Source organism: Paenibacillus sp. N3/727 (assembly GCF_022637315.1).
Taxonomy (GTDB): Bacteria; Bacillota; Bacilli; order Paenibacillales; family Paenibacillaceae; genus Paenibacillus_AQ; species Paenibacillus_AQ uliginis.
The window spans coordinates 2,256,224-2,281,221 of sequence record NZ_CP093336.1 but is presented as its reverse complement, the minus strand read 5'-3'; the positions used below and the strand labels follow the sequence as shown (position 1 = coordinate 2,281,221).

The 24,998-nt window shown below is 44.6% G+C and carries 20 protein-coding genes and 1 pseudogene; 6 read left to right on the top strand and 15 right to left on the bottom strand.

Features of this window, described 5'->3' with window-relative positions; genetic code table 11:
* Positions 1–25: 25 nt before the first annotated feature.
* The 3 genes and pseudogenes from MNQ98_RS10070 to MNQ98_RS10060 form a co-directional block, all read right to left on the bottom strand.
* Complete coding sequence (locus MNQ98_RS10070) at positions 26–2,281, bottom strand: hypothetical protein (RefSeq protein ID WP_241933046.1); 2,256 nt, start codon at positions 2,279–2,281, stop codon at positions 26–28.
* 811 nt (positions 2,282–3,092) lie between these two features.
* Positions 3,093–4,324: pseudogene (locus tag MNQ98_RS10065) on the bottom strand (alpha-L-fucosidase).
* 122 nt (positions 4,325–4,446) lie between these two features.
* A complete protein-coding gene (locus tag MNQ98_RS10060) occupies positions 4,447–6,216 on the bottom strand; it encodes a glycoside hydrolase family 35 protein (protein ID WP_241933045.1) in 1,770 nt (589 codons plus the stop codon).
* Between the two features lie 200 nt (positions 6,217–6,416).
* Between MNQ98_RS10060 and MNQ98_RS10055 the strand changes: the two genes are divergently transcribed.
* Complete coding sequence (locus MNQ98_RS10055) at positions 6,417–7,268, top strand: AraC family transcriptional regulator (RefSeq protein ID WP_241933044.1); 852 nt, start codon at positions 6,417–6,419, stop codon at positions 7,266–7,268.
* 26 nt (positions 7,269–7,294) lie between these two features.
* Here MNQ98_RS10055 and MNQ98_RS10050 read toward each other — a convergent pair whose 3' ends face one another.
* Positions 7,295–8,131, bottom strand: coding sequence for an AraC family transcriptional regulator (locus MNQ98_RS10050; RefSeq protein ID WP_241933043.1), 837 nt, complete (start codon positions 8,129–8,131; stop codon positions 7,295–7,297).
* Positions 8,132–8,250: 119 nt separating this feature from the next.
* Between MNQ98_RS10050 and MNQ98_RS10045 the strand changes: the two genes are divergently transcribed.
* Together MNQ98_RS10045 and MNQ98_RS10040 are read left to right on the top strand one after the other, a co-directional pair.
* Complete coding sequence (locus MNQ98_RS10045; protein ID WP_241933042.1) at positions 8,251–9,246, top strand: Gfo/Idh/MocA family protein; 996 nt, start codon at positions 8,251–8,253, stop codon at positions 9,244–9,246.
* 25 nt (positions 9,247–9,271) lie between these two features.
* Positions 9,272–10,210, top strand: a complete 939-nt coding sequence (locus tag MNQ98_RS10040) for an aldo/keto reductase (RefSeq protein ID WP_241933041.1) — start codon at positions 9,272–9,274, stop codon at positions 10,208–10,210.
* Positions 10,211–10,333: 123 nt separating this feature from the next.
* Here MNQ98_RS10040 and MNQ98_RS10035 read toward each other — a convergent pair whose 3' ends face one another.
* From MNQ98_RS10035 to MNQ98_RS10020, 4 genes are all read right to left on the bottom strand, one after another.
* Positions 10,334–11,404, bottom strand: coding sequence for a Gfo/Idh/MocA family protein (locus MNQ98_RS10035; RefSeq protein ID WP_241933040.1), 1,071 nt, complete (start codon positions 11,402–11,404; stop codon positions 10,334–10,336).
* Positions 11,405–11,487: 83 nt separating this feature from the next.
* Positions 11,488–12,579: a Gfo/Idh/MocA family protein gene (locus MNQ98_RS10030; protein ID WP_241933039.1), complete on the bottom strand. Its 1,092-nt coding sequence runs from the start codon at positions 12,577–12,579 to the stop codon at positions 11,488–11,490.
* A 1-nt stretch (position 12,580) separates the two neighbouring features.
* Complete coding sequence (locus MNQ98_RS10025; protein WP_241933038.1) at positions 12,581–13,492, bottom strand: AraC family transcriptional regulator; 912 nt, start codon at positions 13,490–13,492, stop codon at positions 12,581–12,583.
* 46 nt (positions 13,493–13,538) lie between these two features.
* Positions 13,539–14,543 carry a Gfo/Idh/MocA family protein gene (locus MNQ98_RS10020; protein ID WP_241933037.1) on the bottom strand — a complete coding sequence of 335 codons (1,005 nt, stop codon included), beginning with the start codon at positions 14,541–14,543 and terminating at the stop codon, positions 13,539–13,541.
* 197 nt (positions 14,544–14,740) lie between these two features.
* On the opposite strand from MNQ98_RS10020, the gene MNQ98_RS10015 reads away from it, so the two are divergent.
* Positions 14,741–14,956, top strand: a complete 216-nt coding sequence (locus MNQ98_RS10015; protein WP_241933036.1) for a hypothetical protein — start codon at positions 14,741–14,743, stop codon at positions 14,954–14,956.
* A 36-nt stretch (positions 14,957–14,992) separates the two neighbouring features.
* A complete protein-coding gene (locus tag MNQ98_RS10010; RefSeq protein WP_241933035.1) occupies positions 14,993–15,541 on the top strand; it encodes a GNAT family N-acetyltransferase in 549 nt (182 codons plus the stop codon).
* 127 nt (positions 15,542–15,668) lie between these two features.
* On the opposite strand, the gene MNQ98_RS10005 is transcribed toward MNQ98_RS10010, so the two are convergent.
* The 4 genes from MNQ98_RS10005 to MNQ98_RS09990 form a co-directional block, all read right to left on the bottom strand.
* Positions 15,669–16,214 (bottom strand): GNAT family N-acetyltransferase, encoded by a 546-nt coding sequence (locus MNQ98_RS10005; RefSeq protein ID WP_241933034.1) that lies wholly within the window; start codon positions 16,212–16,214, stop codon positions 15,669–15,671.
* A gap of 60 nt (positions 16,215–16,274) precedes the next feature.
* Positions 16,275–17,456, bottom strand: a complete 1,182-nt coding sequence (locus MNQ98_RS10000; RefSeq protein ID WP_241933033.1) for a carboxylate--amine ligase — start codon at positions 17,454–17,456, stop codon at positions 16,275–16,277.
* A 490-nt stretch (positions 17,457–17,946) separates the two neighbouring features.
* Positions 17,947–19,617 (bottom strand): hypothetical protein, encoded by a 1,671-nt coding sequence (locus MNQ98_RS09995; RefSeq protein ID WP_241933032.1) that lies wholly within the window; start codon positions 19,615–19,617, stop codon positions 17,947–17,949.
* A gap of 731 nt (positions 19,618–20,348) precedes the next feature.
* Complete coding sequence (locus tag MNQ98_RS09990) at positions 20,349–23,012, bottom strand: phosphoenolpyruvate synthase (RefSeq protein WP_241933031.1); 2,664 nt, start codon at positions 23,010–23,012, stop codon at positions 20,349–20,351.
* A gap of 153 nt (positions 23,013–23,165) precedes the next feature.
* Here MNQ98_RS09990 and MNQ98_RS29615 point away from each other — a divergent pair, with 153 nt between their 5' ends.
* The gene (locus MNQ98_RS29615; RefSeq protein ID WP_277883737.1) at positions 23,166–23,294 is read left to right on the top strand and encodes a hypothetical protein; all 129 of its coding nucleotides are present in this window, start codon (positions 23,166–23,168) and stop codon (positions 23,292–23,294) included.
* Here MNQ98_RS29615 and MNQ98_RS09985 read toward each other — a convergent pair.
* From MNQ98_RS09985 to MNQ98_RS09975, 3 genes are all read right to left on the bottom strand, one after another.
* Positions 23,282–23,971, bottom strand: a complete 690-nt coding sequence (locus MNQ98_RS09985; RefSeq protein ID WP_241933030.1) for an HAD family hydrolase — start codon at positions 23,969–23,971, stop codon at positions 23,282–23,284. The genes MNQ98_RS29615 and MNQ98_RS09985 overlap by 13 nt on opposite strands.
* A gap of 24 nt (positions 23,972–23,995) precedes the next feature.
* On the bottom strand, positions 23,996–24,361 hold the full coding sequence (locus MNQ98_RS09980; RefSeq protein ID WP_347272247.1) for a GNAT family N-acetyltransferase: 366 nt from the start codon (positions 24,359–24,361) through the stop codon (positions 23,996–23,998).
* Between the two features lie 166 nt (positions 24,362–24,527).
* Positions 24,528–24,998: an NUDIX domain-containing protein gene (locus MNQ98_RS09975; protein ID WP_241933029.1), complete on the bottom strand. Its 471-nt coding sequence runs from the start codon at positions 24,996–24,998 to the stop codon at positions 24,528–24,530.

Sequence of the window (24,998 nt, the reverse complement as noted above, 5' to 3'; positions counted from 1 at the left end):
GATGGTTCCTCCTTTTTTTTGTTAACTATTTGCTGTCCCGGATATCAGGCACTCCGGTAAAAAACTCCTTCATCGCATAATAGCTCTTCTTCAAACGTTCGCTGTACTTGACCGTTTCCCACGGTTCCCATGTATACGAAGTGGTGCTCTGCAGGCTAATTACTTCACCTACTGTACTGTTATTGTCCACATTTCCAACCTCCGTTCGATCTACAATCCACGGTACCAGACATATACCTCCGGCTGTCGCCGTCTTGAATGTTCTTCGATCCTCTATCGCGCTATAGTCAATGACCTGTAGAGAACTTGGATCCGCGAAGCCGAGTAGCATCCATGGAATTCGCATTTCAACGACGTTGCCTTTATACTGCCAAGCGGCAAGCGAACTGAAATCCTGCGCTTCGGGATTCGTGGAGCCGCGCTTTAGAAATCCGACCGTCTCATCCACAAACGGATGCGCAAAGCGCGTATCCGGCGGGTTCATCATGAGGCTAATACCCAGCTTCCAGGAGTTAAACGGAGCAGGATTTCCATCCTGATTAGCTGCTTGGTCTCCCTTCTCTTCGTCCTCAGGAAGCATCCAGTATCCGTCCTTGCCATAGAGGCGTTTGTGGAAGTCATAAGAAGGGGCGATCTTAACCTGTGATTCACTGTCTTTTCCCAGCTCAATAAGCGTCTCCAGACCACCGCCTTCCAATGTTCGGCCTGCCAATTCTTTCAACGGCTGCTCGCCGCCTTCTATCGTATCCGCACCGATGTAAAGTTTAGATTTCTTCGGATCAAATTCCTGATCAAGTTCCATACCAATGTACAGATAAGCTTCATCATGAATCAGCTGCATTGCTTTCACGCCTGAAGCCTTACCTTCCCAGCGCTTCACCTCTCCTTCCGGCAACTTGTCCCAATCTGACAGATTTCCATCAATGTTCAGAAGCTCCTCCTTACCGGGCAGCATAGCAAGAACACCAAACATCTTTTCGTTTGTCAGCACATTCAGCCAGTAAGCCCGCCTATCTGCAGGGATTTCAAACGGCATCGTATTCCAAGTCTTCTTGAACCATTCGTCCTGCCACATAAACAGGATGGCTCCTGAATACCCTTCGTCATAAATATCTTGGGTCAAAGAAACATTGATCTGTCCCTGTTCCTGTTCATCATGGCCGCCCTGATCCCGGCCGCCTGGACCGTGATGGGAAATACCCATGGAAGACGGTACACCGTATTCAGTGATCATAATCGGCATATCCGTATATTCCGCCTTTAATTTCCGCAAATAGGCTTTATAGGTGTTATAACCGCCCTTTCCGTCGGAAATGGTCCGCAAACTTTTGTCGGTCCGGAAAAAATCGGGATAATACGGATAAACGTGATAGGAAGCAAAATAACCTGCGTCCCAATCCACCGGCTTGATATGCCGTGCATCTACAGACACCATGTCTTCTTCGAACAGCGGCTCTCCCGGATGCTCAAGCACATCCGTCGTAACCCAGTTCGTAAACGTAATCGGATGCTGCCATCCATATCTCTGCTCTTCTGCAGCCGTGTAGTCTAGCAAGCCCGCAAGCCAATTCTCAAACGGACTTGCTTCTGCAGTAGCAGAGAAATAGGTCCCTTCAAGACGTGAGGCATCCTTATGTTTGTCGTTTGTATTTTTGACCATGGAAGGGTCCCACTCCGTACCCACATGCCACGCCATCAAATATTTCCCGGCATTTGTTGTGTATTTACCGCTTGAAGCACCATGCTTTGCATCCACCGTCACATCCCCGTACACAGCAGCAACCGCTTTGGTGATCTCCTCCTTGAACATCTGATGAATATTGTCCGCATATGCATCTTGCTGTTCGATAAGCTGCTCTTCGGGGGACCATATGCCCTGCATGAAGTAAAGCGGATCCTCACCTTTATTCCGGTTATATTTCACGATTGCTGAGTAAAAAACCGGGTTGTGTACGGTATAAAGCCGTATTACATTCGCCCCCATCTCATCAATCTGTTTAAACCAGCGAAGATAATCCTCCTCGGTTGCGGGCAGCTCGCCTGGAAAGTGACCCGGAACCGTTGCTCCCAGATTGACGCCTTTTACAAACATTTCGTTCCATTTTTCATTTTCACCGTATAGAAGAAAGCCTGTACCCTCTGTTTTGAATTTCAATTTTGTCCCATCTGTATCCGCGAAGGTTTTTAATGACGGCCGAAAAAATCCAAAAATGGCGGCGGCACCACAAAGCAGTACGACGATCAATACTCCTAACAGTACCCATCGTTTTGTTTTGCTCATTGCCTTATCAACTCACCTTCTTCTTGTTCTTAATATGCTCGGTCTAGTTTGCCGTGCTTTTCGGCAGTAGCTATACAGGCCATTCTAAGTCTGGTAGAGCCCTGAGCGCTATGCACCTGATTTACCAACTTTTCAAATCAGTATAATGGGCATAAAGATGTAACAGGGTAACAGGCTTGTCTCTGCCAAACCAAGTCCCTCTCTCAGGCAGCGGAAGAGGAATAAACAGCATCACTTTCTCCTCGTTCTCATATCATCAATTCAATGGCCGGTCTCCCACATGCCACGCATAAAGACGATAAGAATTTCACTGTAAACCACGAGAGAGAAAACAGCTATTTTCAGAAAATTTTCTCTAATCGTTTAATTAGACGCTGAAAAATTGCTAAAGTTACGGCTATTTTTACATCATTATCCATAGTTATTACAAAATTGATACCATAGTATGACATGAAAGTAGTTGAAAAGTGCACCACTACGGGATTGTTAAATGTTAGGTTGTTATACAAAATAAGAAGAGAGTCCCACACTGGGACCCTCTTCTTTGATCGATATTTTCCAAATAAGTAAGCATAGTTATAAAAACCTATTTATAGTGCGTGTTCAAAAAGGTCGGTTTTCAGCACCGAGAAGGTTGGAAGAAGCTAGGGACTGAGGAGCGGAGCGTACATTTTGGGTACGTGAGCACCGGAAGGACCGGCTGAATTCAAGATTCGATGCCGAGCTCACTTCCTGATTCACTTCGTGATCAAAAGCGGACTTTTTGAACTACCTCTTATAAGTTAATTCGATAGTATAAGTTTCTTGTTCTTTAGATATTAAATGTCTTAAGAGAACGGATAAGCGGTTCTCCCGCACTTTCCAGCACCCTTAACCGGATCCGGTCTGTCCGAATGGTGTCGAAAGAGTCAATTTTCTTATGGCCGATCGCGCTTCCGCGAACCAATTCTGTCCAGGTATCCTGCTGCCAGGCCTCCAATACATAAGCACGGATTCGCTCTCCCTGAGAAATTTCCTCCACCAGTACTATATGATTTATAGATTCTTCCGTTTCCATCGCCAGTTCCACAATGCTTCCAGTGCTTGATGTTTCAGCCAGCGGGGCAGAAAACCTCTTTCTTAGCTCATTACCGAACTCCAGTACACGTTTACATCCGTCTCCGGCAGCAATCCCGTATGATCAGGTGCGAGATTAAGAAGCAGATTACATCCATGTCCAACGGATCGGTAATACACATCCAGTAAGTGATCCAGGGTGTGCAGACTGTGCTCATCATCGGGGTGCCAGAACCAGTGCTCCTTGCGAATAGGAACGTCGCATTCAGCAGGTACCCATCGAGGTGTCTCTGGTAACCATGTTAGCGACTCCTCAGTGAACATGCTGATTCTGGCACTCTCCGCAGTATTCCAGCAAGGATAAGGAGCCACCCCGTCCTCGTTCCCCACCCAGCGAATCGTCGGCGCCCCCATATTGAAGATCAACGCATCCGGCTGATACTGCTCTATGAGTCCCATAATCCGGGGCCAATCGTACTCTCGTCCTTCAGACCCCGCCCCGTCAAACCATATTTCCACGAGCGGTCCATATTGTGTAAGAAGCTCTGTCAGCTGCTCGGCATAAAAATCGTCATACGCATCTTTGTTTTCATAACACGACTCATGCCGGTCCCAAGGAGACAAGTAAACTCCAAAGCCGATACCTTCCTCCATGCAAGCATCCGCACATTCCCGAACTACATCCCCTTGCCCTTGTCTCCACGGGCTGGACTTCACCGAGTAATCCGTTGTACGAGTCGGCCATAGACAGAAACCATCATGGTGCTTGGTGGTTAAAATAAAATATTTGAATCCCGCTTCTTTTGCCGTTCGAACCCACTGCCTTGCATCTAAGCGGGATGGGTTAAACAAGTCAGGTGAATCTTTGCCCTCCCCCCATTCCTGATCGCAAAACGTATTCATTCCAAAGTGGCAGAACATGCCCATCTCCATATCCTGCCATTGCAGCTGCTGTTTTGTAGGTCTTGCTAAGATTTCTGTTTCCATTGGATCGTCTCCCTTTATTACCTCAAGCCCGCATCGCTTGATCGCATTTAATAATTACAGTAAGCGTTGTCCGAAGGCATGATATTCCCCTAATGTTCAAGTGGCCGTCGGTCCTGCTCTGGCTAACCCAAATCCGGTTTATCCACCAGCTCAATCTGAGCCGTATCCGTATGATGCAATTCAAGAATTACGATTTCATTAGGGCCTTTTCGAAGGAGCGGGCCGGGAAGGTACAGTGTCCGTTGTGGTCCCTCCTTCCAGTAACGCCCAAGATTAAAGCCGTTGATCCAAACAACTCCCTTGCACCAGCCATCTAAGCGAACGAAAGTGTCGGCGATATCTTCGACATCAAACTCGCTCTTATAGAACCCCGGTCGGTCGGTTCTTTCCTCGATCGCCGTCATATCCGTGAACAGAACGGAGGATGTGTCTTCCAATGGCAGCGGATAAATCGTCCAGTCAAACAGAAACTGATTGTTCATCCTTACCCCTTCGGTAATTCCTTTATGGTCCTTGAGCTTGGGACCGTAGTTCACGCGGCCCATGTTCTCAACAACAATATCCAGTTTGGCGCCGCTTTCAGGAATATGGAGTGGGAAACTTTGCGGGTTCCACCGCTCTGTCGATCCTTGATAAACGCCGTCCAGAAAAATCTGAGCCCGGTCGTGCACCTCTTGAAGGTGCAAAGACTCTCCAATACGGGGCCCTGAAATATGCGTTGAATATACGATGAAGCCATAACTTTGTCCAAGCATTTCCATAGGAACGGGGGTTGTGCTCTTCACAGGCTCTGACAGATGAGGCAATTGATCAAACATGTCAGCTTTTTGTGTCATTGTGATAGTACCGTAACTCTTTTTCGGTATAGGTGATGGCAGTTCCGCCAAATCGGGCAGATTCAGAGCACCCTTTTCCCGATAACCTTCGATGACGCTGCGCACAGCCTCAAATTTATCCGTTACATCCCCACATTCAGATAAGGGAGAATTGTAGTCGTAGCTCGTAATGGTCGCTTCATACTTGTCATGATAATTGGCTCCATTATAAAAACCAAAATTCGTTCCTCCATGGAACATATAAAAATTAACGGAAGCGCCCGCTTGCAGCATATTGTCAAACACACCGGCTACATCTTGAGCATCACGCGTATGATGCGGCTTCAACCAATGATCGAACCAACCATTCCAGTACTCCATGCACATCAGCGGATCATCCGGGCGGTATTCTCTTAACTTTGCAAAAGCCTCTTCCGGTCTTGATCCGAAGTTAACCGTTGCAAGCACACCTGGCATACTTCCGCCTTGCAGCATTCCGTTGTCCGGGCCGTCGGACGTAAACAGCAGTACGTTCACCCCTCGGCGGATCAGGCCTTCTTTCAAGTAATTCAAATAGGATTGGTCATTACCGTAACTGCCGTATTCATTCTCGATCTGCACGGCAATAACAGGACCACCGTTCGTGCTCAGCAGCGGAACAAGTCGAGGGATCAGTGTATCGTAATATCTGTCGACCTTCTCTAGATACACCTCATCCATACACCGCAGCTTGATATTCGGGTAACGGAGAAGCCATGCCGGCAATCCTCCGAATTCCCATTCCGCACATATATATGGACTAGGTCTCAAAATCACATGCAGGCCCAGTCTCTCGGCAATCCGGACAAACCCTTCCACATCTGCTAAACCTTCAAAACAAAATTGTCCTTCCTGCGGTTCATGCAAATTCCAGGGAAGATACGTTTCCACCGTATTGAATCCGCATGCTTTCAGTTTTAAGAGACGATCTTCCCAATATTCCGGAACTACACGAAAATAGTGCACTGCGCCGGACAGGATTTGAAACGGCTTCCCATCCCATTGAAATTGTTGGTTTACCACTTGTAATTGAGTCACAGCTACCCCTCCATAATTTAATGAACATTAACATTGCCATACTTGTATCATCCATGAAAGGGGCACTTTCCTCAATCTCCAAATGGAGCATTTTCTATACCTTTTGTGCCATATTTACACTTACTCTCATTACACTCATGTTATGATGGTTATACGGCAACAGATCAGTAGAAAAGCTATTACATATACAAGGAGCGCCTATGGATTTGATCAATACTTTGCAGGTTGTAGGCTGCCATTTCGACGTCCAGCCTCCCGGATGGTGTTATCCGAGACATCACCATCATTTATTCGAGCTGTTATGCTGCCTTGAAGGCGAAGTCGTTCAGGAGGTCAACCGTGACAACATTATTTTACACCCGGGAGATTGGATTCTGATCAAGGCTGGTGTGAGACATCAGACGATGAATACTTCCGCCTCGCAGTACGGATATTTTAATGTGCATTTTGATCTGGATGTTCCCGAAATCCGCAGTATGCTGGCCACCGCCCCGTATCGGCATATCCCTCATCAAGAAGCAGAGCGGACGAAACTAAGCTCCTACGTCGCCGAACTTGAAAGAATCATTCAACGCAACCGGTCTCCAGAAGGCTTTGGAACGACAGAAGCTTTCCGGTTTGAAGACAAGCTGCTGCTGCAATCCTATACCCTTCTTATCATTCATGACATCCTGACCTTGCTGCGCGAGCTTCCTGCACCACACATTCCGACAGCTCGGGAGGGATCTCTGCCAGCAACGGATGTTGCCCATGCTATTGAAGAAAAATTGTCCCAAGGCATAAACGAGGATACGTCCGTAGCCAGTGTAGCGAAGGAGTTGAATTTAAGCCGCAGCCAATGCAGCAAACTCTTTTCCAAAGTTTATGGTCTGTCCCCAAGACAGTATATAAGCCGCCAAAAGCTCAACTCTGCCAAAGAGCTTCTCGTCACGACCAATCTGCCGATGACAGACATTGCCGAGAAGCTTGGTTTTCGTTCAGCCAGCCATTTCTCCAGACAGTTCCGCCGCTGGACCGGTCAGTCTCCGACCGATTATAAGCCCAAGCAATAAACTCATAAATAGGGGATAGACGTTGATTACACCTTAAACAGGCGTCTATACTCCGATGGCGTCATTCCCTCATGCTCCATAAACCTTTTGTTAAAATAACTCACGCTTGGATAACCGGCATCTACAGCAATCTGACCGATCGTAATATCCTTTCGTTCCAGCAGCCACTGCTTCGCCATTTGAAGCCGGCAGCGAGTGATGAAATCCATCGGCGTCATCTCCATCACATTCCGGAACAACTTACAGAAATAGTACGTACTGACACCGAGCCGTTCCGCCCATTCCTCCAAAACGAATGGCTGAGCCGCCTCTTGTTGCATCATGGGCAGCAGCTCCAAAATACGCTTGCCAGACGTATGCAGTTTACTCCGTGATAACGGTGAGGCCTGCTGAACGAATACGGCAAGTAAAGCATAGGTAAGTGTCGACAGATGCGTCAAATCCAACATACGGTTTGTTTCAGCCTCGCGAAGCAGTGCTTCATGGGCGAGTTCAAAAGCGGCTTGCTGGCGAATACTCCACAATTGGCTTTTGTGAAAGTTTCGCTCAATGAAATAATTTTGCAGACCGCTTCCATAAAAATGCATCCAGCGAACGTCCCAAGGATCATCTTCACTGCTGTAGTAATGCTGAATTTGCATCGGTAAATATAATACCGCTTCTCCCGGTCCAAGCTCATACACTTGGTTATCGATCTCAACGTACCCTTTGCCAGAAGCGACATAGTGAATATTGAAATTGTTCAATGCCCCGGCTTTTCGAAAAACATAGTGATCTGGCTCATCCCGGTAGATACCAACTGATTCCGGGAAACAGAAAAACGGCATTTGTGGAAGGGTAAGCAGGTGAATTTGTCTTTTCATACAGCATCTCCATGACAATATTGTTATACATGCTCACAAAATAATACTATATTAATTTTAGAAGCGGTCTCATATAATCACAATATAATATTAATTATATTTAGGAGCTGATCATTCATATGAGCCGCAAACTTAAATGGGGTATACTGGGCTGCGCCAGCATCGCGAAACGGGCGGTCATTCCAGGTCTCCAGCAATCCAAGTTCAATGAAGTATCTGCCATCGCCAGCCGCGATATAGACAAATCCAAATCTACAGCAGAAGAATTCAATATTTCAAAAGCATACGGCAGCTACGAAGCTCTGCTGGAGGATCCTGATATCGATGCTGTCTACATACCGCTTCCGAACCATCTGCATAAAGAATGGAGCATTCGGGCGGCGGAAGCAGGTAAGCATATTCTATGCGAGAAGCCGCTTGCTTTAACGGCGAGTGAAGCAGCTGAAATGGCGGAAGCGGCGGCAAAAGCTGGCGTTATCCTGTCCGAAGCTTTTATGTATCGGTATCATCCACGCTATGACATGATCAAGGATCTGCTAAATTCAGGATCCATTGGCCAGATTCGCGCCATACACAGTTCATTTACATTCAACAATGCAGCGGATGCTCAAAATGTTCGCTATCGAAAAGATTGGGGAGGCGGTTCAATCTACGATGTTGGCTGTTACCCTATTCACGCTGCCCGTCTTTTGTTAGATCAGGAACCTGAAGCTGTTACCGTCCAAGCGTTCTTCTCTTCAGAGCATGATGATGTCGATATGATGGCCTCCGGACTGATCGAATTTGGCAATGCTGTGTCACTTACGTTTGATTGCGGCATGTGGGCAGCGTTCCGAAACCCACTTGAAGTCCTCGGAACGGAAGGAAGCATCGAAGTTCCTCACGCCTACACCATACCCTCAGGCGGTGACCATTTTTACCTGAACAAAAACGGTGAACGTCAGCAAATTACAGTCACTAAAGCAAACGCTTACAGTGAGCAAGGGGACCATCTGGCTGATGTTATTTTGAATAACGTACCGCTGCGTTTCGGCACAGAAGACGCGATCAGCAATATGAAAGTAATTGATGCTTGCTTGCTGTCTGCCCGCGAACGGATAAGAGTTACACTTTAACTGGATTGAAGGAGGTTAAGCAGTTATGAAAACCATCTCCATTAAAGGATTAAACAAACCTGTATCTGTCCTGATGAAGGGATCTGATTACTTCTATCACGACAATTATGAGAAAGCCGCTGCCAATCTGGATGCTTATTTTTCCATCGGCGGCAATTCCATTGACACGGCCCATATATATTGCGGGGGTCAAAGCGAGGAAGTCATCGGGCGGTATATGCAGGAGAGGGGCAATCGAGAGCAGTGGGTTATTTTAACAAAAGGTGCTCATCATGATCATAACGGCCCCCGTGTGAACAAACAGGACATCCGAAACGACATTACGATGAGTCTGGAAAAATTGCAGACCGATTTTATCGACTTGTACGCTTTGCACCGTGATGATCCTGCGGTGCCAGTTGGAGAAGTTGTAGAAGCCCTGAATGAATATGTAGTAGCTGGAACCGTCGGAGCCATCGGAGTTTCCAACTGGACCTGGCAGCGGATTCAGGCAGCGAACGAGTATGCCGCAGCGAACGGCTTGACCGGGTTCTCCTTCAGCAGTCCGAACTTAAGCCTTGCGAAGCCTAATGAACCGTTCTGGACAGGGTGCGTCTCCGCGGATGCCGAGACCTGTGTCTGGCATGAAGCTGAGCAGCTTCCACTGCTGTCATGGTCTTCCCAGGCTAGAGGGTTCTTCACTGGACGTTTCTCCCCAGAAATCCGTGACAATGCAGACCTGGTCCGGGTGTTCTACAGTGATGACAACTGGGAGCGACTGGAGCGTGCGAAACAGCTCGCAGCCTCCAAAAATGTAACGGCGATACAGATTGCACTCGCCTACGTGCTGAATCAGCCATTCCCGACCTGCGCCCTAATCGGTGCACAAAGTACCGAAGAGCTTACTTCCTGTCAAGAGGGGGCGCTCCTAAATCTGTCGCGTGAAGAAATGAACTGGCTTGATTTGACGTCAGATCAGCTGTAACCAGCACCATAAAGAGGACCACCTGCCCCATAAGCAAATCTTAGTGGCAGGTGGTCCTTTTTGAGTTGAGTATTGAATTTACAACGATTCATTTCTTTTAATTACTTCTGCTGCTATGTTTCCTTACGCAGGGTAAATATCAAAATCCTTCAAGGTTTCTCCCGTTCTGCCTGACTCGAATACAGCATCAATCAGGTTCAGTACACGCAGCACTTCCTCGTTCTTCACAATCGGCTCACTCTTTCCTTCAATTACAGCCGCAAAGTTGTCGAAAAAGCTACTGGAATTACGGAACGGTTCAGGAAGCGTACCTGTGATGGTAGCTTCTTCCGAAGGAGGGGCCATCGTTTTGGTCAGGCCCACCCCAGCTTGAATCGGAGTAGGTTCCACTTTAACGGCATCCTGATTTCTTGAAACCACTCTGCCATTTAACGACCAGTCCTCAATAACACCTGTTCCTTCGGTTCCTTTGACATACCAGCGTGGCAACGTAATGAAATTGGTCGTTCCGACCTCGATAACGGCAGATACTCCGTTTTCGAATTGCAGATTAGCTTCAAAGCCGTCATCAACTTCATCGCCCAGAATAAAGCTCAAACGGCTGCTCAGGCTGGTAATTCGGCTGTCCACCATAAAGAGGATTTGATCCAGCAGATGAACGCCCCAGTCGAGGAGCATGCCGCCGCCATGTTGCTCGAGATGGCGCCAGTCTCCTGGAATACCGTTAGCCCCGTGAACTCTTGATTCAATACGGAACAGGTCTCCAATCGTTTTCTCGTTGTACATTTGCTTGATCGTCAGGAAATCTTCATCCCAACGGCGGTTTTGGTGAACCATCAGCACTCGGCCTGCTTCATCAGCGGCAGCAACCATCTCCTTAAAGTCTTGAACAGAAAGGGTAACCGGCTTCTCGCAGATGACATGTTTGCCGGCTTTAAATGCTTGTAGTGCCAATTCTTTGTGCACATCATTAGGTGTTGCGATGAGAACAACATCAACGGCAGAGTCGCCCAGTACCTCTTCGTAGCTTTCATAAGCAGGGTAACCTGCTTCAATAGACGCTGTCCGACGATTTTCCAAGATGTCGTACGTTCCTGTAACTTCAAGATAATTGTTATCCTTGATCAGCTTGGCATGGTAACTTCCCATACCTCCATACCCTACGATGACGATAGCGTGTTTAGTAGTAGTCATGAATTCACAGCTCCTTTGATCTTCAGCAATTAACGTGTGTCTTCATAAATTATAATATATTGTGCAGATAAACGTTATCTTTATTATTTGTTTTCATTCATATAAACGGCTTTTCCGGTACGGGCCGATTCATATAAGGCTTCCAAAATTTCAGAAACGACACATGCCTGTTCAGGAGTTACAACCGGCTCCAGATCCTTGTCAATCGCCTCAATCCATCTTCTCATCTCAATATCCGGCGCACTTTCCTCACGACCTTCATAAAAAGCGACCCCGCCAGACCCTAAATCAATATTGTTGGTGTATAAGCGGCTGAATTTCTCACCGTTAATACGAAGGCCCTCTTTCATATCCGCTCCTGCCTCTGTACCACTCAAGCTGCACTTCGCCTCATCCACTTCAAGAGAGTTCAGTGCCCAGCTCGATTCCAGCATGACCGTAGCTCCATTCTCCATAACGATCATACCAAAGGCTGAATCCTCTACCGTGAACTTCTCCGGATCCCACGGTCCCCAAGCATTCGCAGCATTCTCTTTTTTGGCAAGCTCGTGATACTTCGTTCCCAGAACTACTTTCGGCTTGTAGTTGTCCATCATCCACAAGGTAAGATCCAGCGCGTGGGTACCGATATCGATCAACGGGCCTCCGCCTTGCTTTTCTTCATCCAGGAATACACCCCAAGTTGGTACCGCTCTTCTGCGGATCGCATGCGCTTTTGCAAAATAAACATGACCAAGCTCTCCATCTTCACACAGCTGTTTCAGATACAAGCTGTCTTCTCTGAAGCGGTTGTTGTAACCGATCGTCAGCTTCTTACCACTTCTCTTTGCTGCTTCAACCATGCTACGTGCTTCTGCCGCGGTCTTTGCCATCGGCTTTTCACACATAACATGTTTGCCTGCTTCAAGGGAAGCAATAGAAATTTCCGCATGGGATTCGTTTGGAGTAAGAACATGAATAATATCAATCGAGCCGTCCTGTAACAGTTCTTGATAATCCGTGTAAATCTTTGCCTCGTCGATACCATATTTTGAAGCTGCTTCTTCTGCACGGCTTTGAACGATATCACAAAACGCTACAAGCTCAACACTGTTCAGCTTGCTTAAACTCGGCAAATGCTTGCCGTTCGCAATTCCGCCACATCCGATAATACCTACACGATATACTTTACTCATCCTAATCACCATCACTTTTCATTATTTTTGTTTTTGCCTTGCGGTATGCTCCTGGCGTCATGCCCAAACGCTTGCGGAACACCGCATGTAAATAGGTAGCATTCGCAAAGCCTTCAGACTGGGCAATTTGTTCAATCGGCATCGAGCTTTCTTTCAGCCTGCGGCATACCGCTTCCAATCGGATATCTTCCAGCGCCTTACTAAAGGAGCTTTTTGGGTTCATTTGCTTAAAAACCCTTTGCAGCTGCCTTGGGCTGATATTCAGTTTCTCAGCCACATTTTCCAGCGTAAGGCTTGCTGGATAATTTGCCTCCATATAATGAATCGCATATTGATACCGATAAGAAAGCATATCCCGAACCGGCGCCTCTGCTCGAATTCCATCTGAATCGTAAGCTCTTGCGGCCTTCATTAAAATACTAATGACCAATTGTTTAATCGAGGTGTAATATCCTGCAAACTTACCGTCACACACATGATAGGCTTCGAGAAAACAATTCATCGCTTTATGGGAATCATAGGCTGGTATGAGCGGTAGCTTTCTCAACTTCTCGATACACTCCTCAGCCTCAGCAGCCTCCCAGGGGTCCACATCTATCCTTAGTTTCTCCGTAATATCGACATGCAGACAAAGCTCATCCATAGCTTCATGGATATCCGCCTCCTGATAATGCATGACGCCAGGGCCCGTTAAATAGAACATCCCCTCCGATAAAGAGTAAGCCTGCTCCTCGAGAATCACCCGCCCCTTACCTCTCGGGATAAAATGAAACTCAAATTCAGCATGATTATGAAAATCAATCACTTTTCCCGGGGAAAACGTGGTCAGATGAAATCTCAAAACATGAATCTCGTAATGACCCCACGCGATCCGAATGTCCAGCCTTTCGAGCATATCCTGCTTCTCAAACATCACTCCGTAAGGAAAAGTGGTCCCACGCTTTAAATCGTCCATAAACTTAAGATTTTAACTCTTCCAGCCGGACAACACGCCCTTCTTTATTGGAAAGGTTAGCGGCTTCCATTAAACGGGTAAGTTCTATAGCCATGTTAATATTTTCATCAGCTGTTGTACCATTCTGAATGTGACCAACCCACTGATGGAACGCGCTTTCACGATTATCGCGCACAGGCACTTCTGTCCAGACCGGGTTGCCTTCTCCGGAGCGGTTCGTTTTCAGCAGGAGCTTCTCTTCTGGTGTTCCGTACAGCAAAGTCCCTTCGGTACCGTGAACCTCGATTGTAAATGGCGAATGGCTGTTCACAAAGCCCGCTTCCACCACACCGATTGCACCAGATGCCGTATGCAGTGTTGCAGCTGCATTATCCTCTACCTCTTTGCCTGTCACATAACCGAAATTAGCGCTCACTCCAGTTACCTCTTCTCCCAAAAACAACCGGGTCAAATACATCGGATGACAGCCAAGATCAATCAGCGCACCACCGAAGCATTGCTCCAGACTATAAAAATGCTCAGGAAGCCAGCCAGCTAAAGCCCCGTTATGGGACAAACGGACTCTGACGTAAGTAATCTTTCCAAGCAGATCCTGGTTCAAAATGTCCTGAACAGCCAGCGTATATCCATCATTTAAACGAGGTAAAGAAACAGTCAATTTCACGCCTTGCTTCTCAACCTCGGACACAATTTCATTCACTTCCGTTAATGTCGGAGCAATCACCTTTTCGGTAAAGATGTGTTTTCCCGCCTTGGCAACTGCAAGCATAACATCGCGGTGCATATTCGTAGGGGCATCCACAATGACCGCATCGAGATCCTTTTGAGCAAGCATGTCATCTAGATTTTCATAAAATGGAACTTGAAGCTGATCGGCGGCTTTTTTTCCGCGTACCGGATCCTCATCCCAGACTGCTGCTATCTCCGTATCGTCATGCTCCTGAGCCTGTTTCGTATAATCCCAGGCGTGAACATGCCAGTAGCTGATCTTGCCGATTTTAATGCTCAATTGGTCATACCTCCCAATATATAATATCCTGACATCCACTTATAAAAATAACACATCTTGAATCATTTTATTAGTAGAACTATACGACAAATATTATATAAAATTACGACACATCAAAATATAGTGAGCGGTTTCATAAATGACATACTATAATTAGATTTATTATGCTTTATTCTCAATAAATGGAGGTTAGATACGTGGGGAGACCGTTGTATAACAGACCTTTCATGAAATTGTTGTCTGCTGTCGTTTCAACTCTCTCTATCTCACCATTTACGGGAATATACAATTATGTGCCAATGAATGACCAAAGCGCAGACGTTTATTATTTTTCCTTCAGCTATGAAATTGCGATAAGCTCCATCATAAATCTTGCGTTATTTCTGTTCTTGATCATGCCGTTGGTAGTATGATAAAGCGTATAATATACTTCGTTTGGAGGATGAACCATGATCTATCTGGAAACCGCGAGATTGATATTTCGTGACTGGGAACAAGCAGACTTGGAGCCATTTAGTAAACTCAATGCAGATAAAGAGGTTATGACATATTTCCCCAAATCCTTATCAACGGAGGAAACCCAAATATTCTATCAATCCATTGTTTCCGAGCTTAAAGAATGCGGATTTGGGTTATATGCCGTTGAAGTGAAGGATAATAAAGAATTTATTGGGTGTATAGGATTTCATAGGGCAACATTTGAGGCCGATTTTACACCGTGTGTAGAAATCGGGTGGCGGCTGAAAAAAGAAGCTTGGGGAAAAGGATATGCAACGGAGGGTGCTGCAGCCTGCTTGCAATACGGATTTAACGAATTGGGGCTTCGCGATATTTATAGCTTTACAGCCGATATTAATGAGCCTTCCAAAAACGTTATGACTAAAATCGGTATGCGATTTATTAAAACGTTCAGTCACCCGAAGGTTGAGAAAGACAGTCCACTAAACAAGCATGTACTGTATCACATCCATCAAAGTGCGATTCTCCCCTCCCCATAACTTACTCAAGTAGCCTAGGATGAATTAAAAAAATCAAGGACAGAAGCTGATTCAGCCTCTGTCCTGCATTTTCCAGGTTCCTCATCTGGATAGAACAATAATTTATAATAAACCTCAACCTATGTAACTATGATTTTTCCCTGTATTTACGATAATAATAATAACTTTCGCTTTCCATGTTAGGTTGCTTATGACTAATAGGGGTTCTTTTTTCAAATAATTCAAACCCTGCCTTTTCAGCCACTTTGCATGACGCCTCATTTGCACAGTCTATTGTTAATATCAAATATGAAATATCTGACACATCAAAGCACCATTTCATTAAAGTAGATAAAGCCTCTGTAGCATATCCTTTACCTTGGTAATGTTCATCTATAAAATATGCCATTTCTACTTCATTTAACGTATCTTCAATTCCCATACCTACCATTCCAATTAGTTCATCGGTATCGGCTAAGACTACTGCATATCTTTTATTTTCATATACATCGTTTGACTCTTTTTGACTTTGATGCCAGTCAATATAATCATTAAAACTTTCAGGTGATGAATTATCTTCTGACCAATCTCGCATAAAACGAACTAAATTTTTTTGATGGACAATTTTATATAAATTTTCCTTGTCCTTTCTTTCTAAATCGCGAATGATTATTCTATCTGTTTTTAAGAACATATTTTTCCCCCACATCTGTTGATTATCCCGTAGCCTCTGAGCTCAGCCTCCGTCCAAACTTTACCCTACAAGCTTCTTCTTCACTTTTTTCAGCATCATATAGGTGAATGAAAAAGCAGGGGCCGGATCTTTAAAGCTCCATACTGCAGGTGCTTTTTTTCTAAAATAAGACTTCAAGATTTCGGTTCTGGTCAGCTCTTTGTTTCTAACGTATTGCCTGGATGATATCAAATCCTCTGTCAGAAAACAAAACGCTATCCCCGTATCTTCCCGAAGCGCCTTGCTTCCAATCTCTTTTCCTGTTAGCTCGTTATAAGCCAACAGTGGGAAATTAATACCGCATTTGTAAAGCAGCGAGTTCAACGTTGTCGTTCTAGCATTAATCTCCAGAAGATAAAACTCACCTGTTTTCGCGTCTTTTTTAAACTCGATCTCGGCAAACCCCTTATATCCTATCGCTTCCAAAAAAGGTGCTCCGATCGTATACAGCTCCTCTACATACTTCTGCTTTGTATACGTGGAGGCTCCAAAATGTATCGGAAATTGCCTCTGCTTCTGGCAAGTCATCCAATGGGTAACCTTGGAGTTTTGATCCAGATAGGCATCAAATGTATACACATGGTCATCAAAACCCGGTATAATCCGCTGCACAACAACCTCAAGATTGGCATCATTGGCTTTTTTGACAGCTGCTCTTACTTCATCTATAGTTTTGCATATAAAAATCTTCGCCCGGAAAGTGGATACAAACAATGGGGAGTCCGTCGGCTTCACGATGCATGGAAAACCAATCTCGGCTGTTACCTTGTCTTCAAAACCTTCTTCAAGAGGGTGAACCGTCTCAGGCAGCCGCACCCCATGCTTAGAAGCAAGAGTATGTAAAAATGCCTTATCCATTATGCTGCTCCAAAATCCCTGCTCCGTCATGTTTATGAGATAATACGGTTTCAGCTCATCCAAATGGGCGTCAACAAATTCCACATACGGATCAACCGTCGCAAACAAAACCGGCTTGCCTTCCTGCTGCTTGGAATAATCGATAAGGAATTGTACCAATTCCGCTTCCTGCTCTTTATAGTGGGGAACAATAATTTGCTCACTCAGATATTTGGATTTTGCACCATATGTATTTTCTTTGGAATAGTCCATAGCAACCGTGTACACACCATGAGCTCCAAGACATCGGATGACGCTTAGTCCTATATAAAAGTTCGAACCGAGGACAACCGCTTTATGATTCATTCTAAGAATCCTCTCTTTCACTTTGCAATGATCAAAACTTATTAATTCGTTGTTACCTGCATGTATAACCGAGATATACTTGTCTCACATCCAATTTCAGTGAGAATTTGGAATATTCTAGTCTTAAGCAATAATATAGCATAATAATGATTTTTTGCTAACATGGATTTCTTGGGGACAAAAGAACGGGAGTGTCACCTTGTAAGACGCTACGTGTACGAATCGTTCCTCCAATCTCTCTTGCCCCCGAATTTCTTGAATTATTCCTTGGCAGAAGAAATTCGGGGACAAAGGCGTATGCTTCCGAAGCAGCATCGTATTCAAAAGATTTGAGGGTATGACCCCGGAGCAGTTTAAGAAATCTCATGGCTTTGGTATATGAGCGCTTTTACGCACCTTAATATAAAAAATCGAGACGGAATAGATCCCATCTCGATTTTTTTCACGAAGTCGATATGATCAAACCCAGATTTGCTTAGTCATATACACTCTACACAGTGTAATTCTCAAAAGAAACAGCTTCCCCGTCAACCTCTGCACTCGTTGTTTCACTTTCCGCAGTACATATGAGCTTATGATTTCCGACCCAGCTTGTATAGGTAGCCTTCACCGTCGAAGAACTATTAAACTCAGGGCTTCGTTCCTTCATCACATCTGCAAACTGCTCCAGCCCCAGAATCCCTTGTTCCTCTGCTTCAGCAGATCGGATTGCTTCTACTACAACTCCGCCCGGCAAGCCCTTAGCTGCCACTTCGATATATTTATTTCTCTGTATAAGCTCATAAGGAACAGAAAGATATATGGCAAAATAAACTCCACTCGCTTGTCCGAACAAGGACCGATCATGCATAATCCATTTTCCCTTCGGAAGCACGCCAACAAGGTTATCTTGATCTTCACTCGAAACTGGAAAAAGCGCCATAATCACATTCCGATGATATAGCACTTCCATATGCCCACTTTGATGTCTCGGATCACCCTCATAATAGTAGTCACCCGGATGGAAAAAGAACAATTGGTTGGCCTCATCTTCTCCCGACACCGGAAGTGAGAAGCTCCATCTTAACTGCTCATTATCAAATTCATCTACCCGCTCCCATATACCTCCTGCAGCATAATCCGCTGTCACATAGGCGTAGCTGTGGAGTTTAGGGAAATCCGAAGCGCCGGGGACTATCTTATGCGTTAGCTTTTTCACCTCAATCGGTTCTCGTCTGTTCAATGCACTAGCTCGTGCACTTTCTGGAGCCTCGTAGAACAAAAAACCGGCATATTCCGTACGCGGCATTTCCTTTGGCAGCACAAAATCCCCGAACTGGATATAATCATGCAGTACGTTGCCATCTCCCGGAATATCATGCGGCCAACCACGGGAATGCGCACCAAACCAAGCTCCTTTCAAATAAAACGATGCGCGCTCATTCCACAGATAATCCAGCATTTCACATAACAAATCCTTCAACTCTACGTCACTGTCGCCCGTTATTTCAAGTGCGCAGGTGAATGCTTGCACCCAATGCCAGAACCAAGGGAGAGCTCCATATTCAGGCATGCCGTTGCTTTTTATATATTGAAGGGTTGTCTTCAAGCTGTTCAGGCCGTCTTCTCTTAAATCCTGATCATCAAACAACGTCCCGAAAATAAGCTTCGCCGCCGTATATTTTGCTTCGTGGTGGTTGTAATAAACCACAGGCTTTCGGAAGAAACCACTGTTATAAACATGCTCTAGTGTGTGGTCGAAGGCCGTTTTCAGCTGTACGCTGAAATGAGCACCATATTCCTTGCAAAAATAAGCCATCAATGAACCCATAATTTCAACAGGGAGTTCATTCAGAGGCGCGTCTTGCGGAACGGGATGAAGCCCGAGCGGCCAGTGACCGTACAACTTCGTTCCAAGCTGCTGATTTTGCAGAGAAAGTACTTCGAGCAACACTCGCTCTGCTGTTCCCTTGGCCCGCTCTCTATCAAACTCCACAGGAAGATCCGGATCTATAGCGGCTGCAAATAAATAGGAAGCATAATAAAAGTTATTTCTGACATCGTTGTGAAACCACAAGCTGCCCTCCAGAAGTGTTCTGCTTTCCGCGTTATGGGCGATTAGACTGATGATTTCAGCCTGCCGCTTTTGATAAGGACTTTTCAAGCCTTGTGTATGTATCATGTCTCCACGTCCCTTCTTTTAAATACTATACCTAGCTTCTATTTTGCAGGTTTTTCGTTCATTTGGCAATCAAATAAACCATATTTTGAACTTAAATAAACTATTTTTGCGTTTTATTAAACCCAAATAAACTAAATAGAACCTCTCGATATTCATCGTTAATGAAATTATTCTGTTATGAGACGCTACGAGTACGAATCGTTCCTACAATCGCTCTTGCCCCCGAATTTCTTTAATTATTCCTTAACGGAAGAATTTCGGGGACAAAGGCGCGTATGCTTCCGAAGTAGCTTTCCTTTGGAAAGCTTTTACCACTTCGTTTTTCCGGAATCGCTTCGTCCTCTCCGCTACTTTGTGCATATCTCCTCCATAAACCAGTAGAACTGTTAAAGTTACGTCACAATTTTAGGAAGCAATTTACGAAGATATAGTTTCAAAATACCGTGGATCAAAAAGAAAAATATCGAAAAACCTTGTCATCGTTAACGAAATAATGGACGTAGACCGATTAAGCGACAAGCTATCGCTCTGTAGGTACAAACTCAACTAATTTATGTAAGCCCGCTCACACCACCGAAGCAATGAATGCACTTTGTCTAACCTAACCAGAAGCTAAATATAACAACCAAAGGACAAGCCGCTGAGGGAGAAAGCGGCCCGTGAACCACAAAAATAAGCAGGCCCCCCAGGATAAATCCTTGAGTGGCCTGCCTAGATCGCAATACTTCTACTTATTCTCCATTCCTTTTAAGGATCTCAATATAGCCTTCGGTCCCGTTAACTCTAATCCAATCCCCATCCTTCACTAATTCAGTTGCGTTATCGATGCCTACCACGGCGGGAATACCGTATTCTCTGGCTATAACAGCACCATGCGTCATCATTCCCCCAACCTCCATAACCAACCCTTTGGACGCGTTAAAGAGCGGTGTCCATCCCGGATCCGTAAATGGGGCAATTAAGATCTCGCCCGGGCTCAGGTTTGCTTCGTCCGCCTTTAGTACAACCTTGGCATAGCCTTCGACAATGCCAGCAGATACAGGTGTTCCAAGAAGTGCCCCTTCCGGTGCATTCGCATTGCTCCGCTTCCCTGTAATGATTTCCCCTTCGCTTGTAATCACTCGTGGAGGTGTACGTTTTTGGTCCTGCTCCATTTGCCTCATTCTTGATTCCACTATTTTTTGAGCATCTACATGTTCATCGCCCTTTACAAGATTGAAGAGCTCGGAAAGTGTCAGATAAAACACGTCGGATGGCAGCTTCAAGACCCCTCCGTTTACAAGCCTCTGTCCTTCTTCCAACATGGCAGTTCGAAATATTTCGAGATACTGCACCATCGTATATTTAGGCCATTCACGCAGCCCCATCACGTTCCGGAAAATACGAATCCACCTTGTCATAATCTTCGCTTTCATAAGTCCTCCAGGAGTTTTACGAAGCTTGGCTATGATATCCCTAGCTGTTTCTTCTGCTTCAATCATCCCCGCATTAAAGCGTGCTCGATGCTCTCCCTGCCTGAGACCATGAAGTTGATTTAGAATAGAAGGGATAAGTAAAGTCGGATCATCCTTCCATCTCACATTTTGCACATCAATTTCCCCGGGGCATCTCATACCGTATTCCTCCATAAAGTGTTTAAACTTTTTGGAGAAAACTCCCTTCTTATCTGCTTCTCTAAGACCTTCGTAAAAACGATCAGCTGTCGCTATTTTGAGATAATCCGCAATATCAGGATCCTGCCGGACGATGTCTGCCAGATCCCCAATCCGGAGACCCATTTCCGACGTCACATTGCCGGGTAAGGATTTGTTTAACAGACTTACGCTATGGTCATCCCCTAGCCATTTTTGCGACAAGTACTGAATTCTTTTCATGGCAATCATTCCTGGCGCCACCAAAGTCGCTACATTCGTAAAAAGCGGTAACACAAAGCTGCCGCAACTTTCCTGAATTCTTGCAATACGTTCAGCGCCAGAGGCATTACGGATATAAGCCTGACATTCCTGCAAATAGCCCTGAGTTATTTTTTGAGCTCTCGGCATGGCTTCAACCGGATTTCTTATCAAAATATTTTTCAATACATTTCCGGCAATCGGGAATAACGTCTTTTTAACTTTCTTTTTTACGCCTGGGTCGACTCGATTTTGTATAAAATCCGGTCGTTGAACAAATTCCCGGAACGCACTCCCAATAAGCTCATCAACCTCGCGTAACAATAGCGGTACCATTTTTCGGGCCTGTTTAATTTGCAACAGCGAGGTTAGATCGATATACAGTCTTCCTCCCGCTTCGAGCATATACTTTGATTCTGAGATGACAGACGATTTTCCAAAAGGGAACATGGTACGCCAGATGGATCTGGCCATTGGACTTAGAACAGCAGGCATCATCTGCTGATGACCAAAAGAAAAGAACAAATGCAAATGTTCATCCGAAACTTTAGGAACCGGATAAAGCGATGTAATCGGACGGCTTTGCACAATGTAAAATTGCTGGTCATACCAGCACCACTCGATATCTTGTTCAGAGCCATAGTGTCTCTCAATCTGCTTTCCCAGCTCTGCAAGCTCGATGATGTCTGCATCACCCAAAGCCTGAAGATCCTGCTTTTCTCTGGGAAGTTCCTCCGTCACCGTACCACCAGCTGGACTGGAGTAGATAGCCACTTTCTTGGTTGCAATTTTCTTTTGGACAATAGCTCCTTTATGTACTTGATATAAATCAGCGGACACGATCCCTGATACGAGTGCTTCACCCAGTCCGAAGCTCGCATCCACGGATACCATATTGCGATTTCCGGTTATTGGATCAGCCGTAAACATGATGCCTGAAACCTCTGGGAAAATCATCTCCTGTACGACAACAGACAGCAGCACAGATCTATGGTCAAATCCATTTTTTGAACGGTAAACGATCGCTCTATCGGTAAACAGCGAAGCCCAGCAACATCTCACTGATTCCAGAAACTGCTCTTTCCCCTTAACATTCAGATAAGTTTCCTGCTGCCCGGCAAAAGAAGCACCTGGTAAATCTTCCGCAGTCGCACTGGAACGAACAGCATAGGCTTTGTCTGTACCTAGCTGCCCCCACGCCTTCAAGATGGAAGCTTGTATGGATTCCGGAATTGGAAGTTCCTTCAGATGCGCTCTGATTTGTTGACCTAATACGCGAATTTCGTCCAGATTCTCATAAGAAACTTGATCCAGCAAACGAAAAAAATGATCCATCTTCTCACTTGTCTGAATGAAAGCACAATAAGCAGAAGTGGTTATACAAAAGCCTTGTGGCACTGGAAAACCGGCCTTTGTCATTTCGCCAAGATTAGCGCCCTTTCCCCCAACCTGCGGTAAGGAACTTTGATCAATTTCCCGGAAGAGCAATACATGGTTACTCATTGGATTCGCCTTCCTTTTGTTCAATAATTTCTAGCTCCATTTAAAACTAGATCAATCAACTGCCGCTTCCCATGATTAAAATCCCATTTTTCAGGGCTGTCTATATTCATCCTTCAATATTTAAGGTGTCCAAAAAAGGAGTGACTGGGTCTTATGTCCATCATATTAGTTGATGAACGAAGGTATCCATTCCATTCGAAGAACGGCAAAAAAGCTGCAACCATAGGCAGCTTCTTCGTCAATCCGTTTCACACCAACGGTTCATACGATCATTGTTTATGACTGACCTCTTCCAAAACCTCTTTTATTACATTTAAGTGATCGATTATATATTTAGGCTCTTCAATATTTTCTCCCCAATCCATGAAACCCTTTAACCAGATGGCATTTAATCCAGCATCTACCGCCCCCTGAATATCATTAATCGGATGGTCACCAACATACCAACTTTCTCGGGGATTGACGTTCAATCTTTCAAGTGCAAGTTCAAATATCCGTTTATCTGGTTTCTTCAGCTTTACTTCATCCGATACTATAATCGTATCAAAATAGCTTCTTAACATAACTTGATCTATTTTTGAGTTTTGAGTGTGTACAGAACCATTTGTAATTAAGCCAAGCTTTATATCCATTTGTTTTAAGTAATCTAGTATTTCAAAAGCTCCGTCCATAAGAACTGTATGTTTATAAAATTCAGAAAACCATGGTTCCAATAAATCTTTAACAGTTATTTCAGAATTTTTCATTGGCAAAGTAGTTAACAGTTCTTCATAGAGCTCATGTTTTTTACGATAGCCATCACGGTCTGCTACTCGTATATACTCAAGAACTTCATTTTTATGTAATATGTCAGTGATTATTACAAACTGATCAATAAACCATTCCGAATATTTCATGAAAGCATGCTTTCGATTAACAAGTGTATTGTCCAAGTCAAAGATCACGGCTTCTACTGTCATCTTCATAGTCCTTTCAAGGAATGGTCAGCTCCATTCCTCCGCTTTTAATCCATAAATAATTCTATTAAGAAACCTTCCATTAATATATTCATAATCTCTTAGTTCACCTTCATGTTTGAATCCGAGCTTTTCTGGAATAGCACGGCTCTTCATGTTCTCTGTAGCGACTCCTATTTCAACTTTATTCAACTTAAGCTCATCAAAAGCATAATGGATTAGCACTTTTACAGAATTAAAAATAATTCCTTTGCCCTCATATTCTTTACCTAGCCAATATCCAATTTCCGTTTTTTCATTCTCTCGATCTATATATAAATAGCCTATAGAACCCACTAATTCGTTGTTATTCCATATTCCTAACCAGTACCCTTCATCTTGAGCATATCGCATACGTGTTCTCTCAATAAAAGCTTTAGAATCATCCGCTTGTAAAGTAACACTCGGAAACTTCAGTCACTCACCAAGGTGAGTCCGATTTCGATCGATTAAGTCATATAATTTTTCTGCATCCTTGATCTCAAATAATGACAAAAAAATAGAATCGTCTATTTCATATTTAAACATTTCTGATCATCCCCACGTTGTCGAATAAGTCTTTAATATCAACACTGTGTTCCTGTGTGTTCTTCCGATTGTATTCATTCCACTTGTTTAATGCGGTATAAAACATCTCTCCAAAATTCAGCCTTTCTGGTAATTGATCGACGAATTTAATTTCATCAATTTCATAATTAGGTAGGTCGATCATATGACGAATTTCCGCAAAAAATACCATGCCGTGATTCCCATTCCACATCGTGATTCCAAATGCCTCTAAATCAAATCTAGTCGCGCCTGTTTCTTCATACAGTTCTCTACTTGCAGTAAGTAGTAATGTTTCACCAGGTTCTCTATTACCACCAGGAATTTCCCAACCGCCCCGTTTTTTATTTCTTATAATGATCAATTGGTCGTTAAATTTACCAATCAAAATAACAAATTTAATAAAGTCATCATGAACTTCATTTAGTTCATACCATGGAATCAT

Excerpts from the sequence above, each read along its gene's own strand:
- MNQ98_RS10070 (WP_241933046.1), bottom strand. The coding sequence starts at position 2,281 with ATGAGCAAAACAAAACGATGGGTACTGTTAGGAGTATTGATCGTCGTA.
- MNQ98_RS10055 (WP_241933044.1), top strand. The coding sequence starts at position 6,417 with ATGGATTTGATCAATACTTTGCAGGTTGTAGGCTGCCATTTCGACGTC.
- MNQ98_RS10050 (WP_241933043.1), bottom strand. The coding sequence starts at position 8,131 with ATGAAAAGACAAATTCACCTGCTTACCCTTCCACAAATGCCGTTTTTC.
- MNQ98_RS10045 (WP_241933042.1), top strand. The coding sequence starts at position 8,251 with ATGAGCCGCAAACTTAAATGGGGTATACTGGGCTGCGCCAGCATCGCG.
- MNQ98_RS10040 (WP_241933041.1), top strand. The coding sequence starts at position 9,272 with ATGAAAACCATCTCCATTAAAGGATTAAACAAACCTGTATCTGTCCTG.
- MNQ98_RS10035 (WP_241933040.1), bottom strand. The coding sequence starts at position 11,404 with ATGACTACTACTAAACACGCTATCGTCATCGTAGGGTATGGAGGTATG.
- MNQ98_RS10030 (WP_241933039.1), bottom strand. The coding sequence starts at position 12,579 with ATGAGTAAAGTATATCGTGTAGGTATTATCGGATGTGGCGGAATTGCG.
- MNQ98_RS10025 (WP_241933038.1), bottom strand. The coding sequence starts at position 13,492 with ATGTTTGAGAAGCAGGATATGCTCGAAAGGCTGGACATTCGGATCGCG.
- MNQ98_RS10010 (WP_241933035.1), top strand. The coding sequence starts at position 14,993 with ATGATCTATCTGGAAACCGCGAGATTGATATTTCGTGACTGGGAACAA.
- MNQ98_RS10005 (WP_241933034.1), bottom strand. The coding sequence starts at position 16,214 with ATGTTCTTAAAAACAGATAGAATAATCATTCGCGATTTAGAAAGAAAG.
- MNQ98_RS10000 (WP_241933033.1), bottom strand. The coding sequence starts at position 17,456 with ATGAATCATAAAGCGGTTGTCCTCGGTTCGAACTTTTATATAGGACTA.
- MNQ98_RS09995 (WP_241933032.1), bottom strand. The coding sequence starts at position 19,617 with ATGATACATACACAAGGCTTGAAAAGTCCTTATCAAAAGCGGCAGGCT.
- MNQ98_RS09990 (WP_241933031.1), bottom strand. The coding sequence starts at position 23,012 with ATGAGTAACCATGTATTGCTCTTCCGGGAAATTGATCAAAGTTCCTTA.
- MNQ98_RS29615 (WP_277883737.1), top strand. The coding sequence starts at position 23,166 with ATGTCCATCATATTAGTTGATGAACGAAGGTATCCATTCCATTCGAAG.
- MNQ98_RS09985 (WP_241933030.1), bottom strand. The coding sequence starts at position 23,971 with ATGACAGTAGAAGCCGTGATCTTTGACTTGGACAATACACTTGTTAAT.
- MNQ98_RS09980 (WP_347272247.1), bottom strand. The coding sequence starts at position 24,361 with ATGCGATATGCTCAAGATGAAGGGTACTGGTTAGGAATATGGAATAAC.
- MNQ98_RS09975 (WP_241933029.1), bottom strand. The coding sequence starts at position 24,998 with ATGATTCCATGGTATGAACTAAATGAAGTTCATGATGACTTTATTAAA.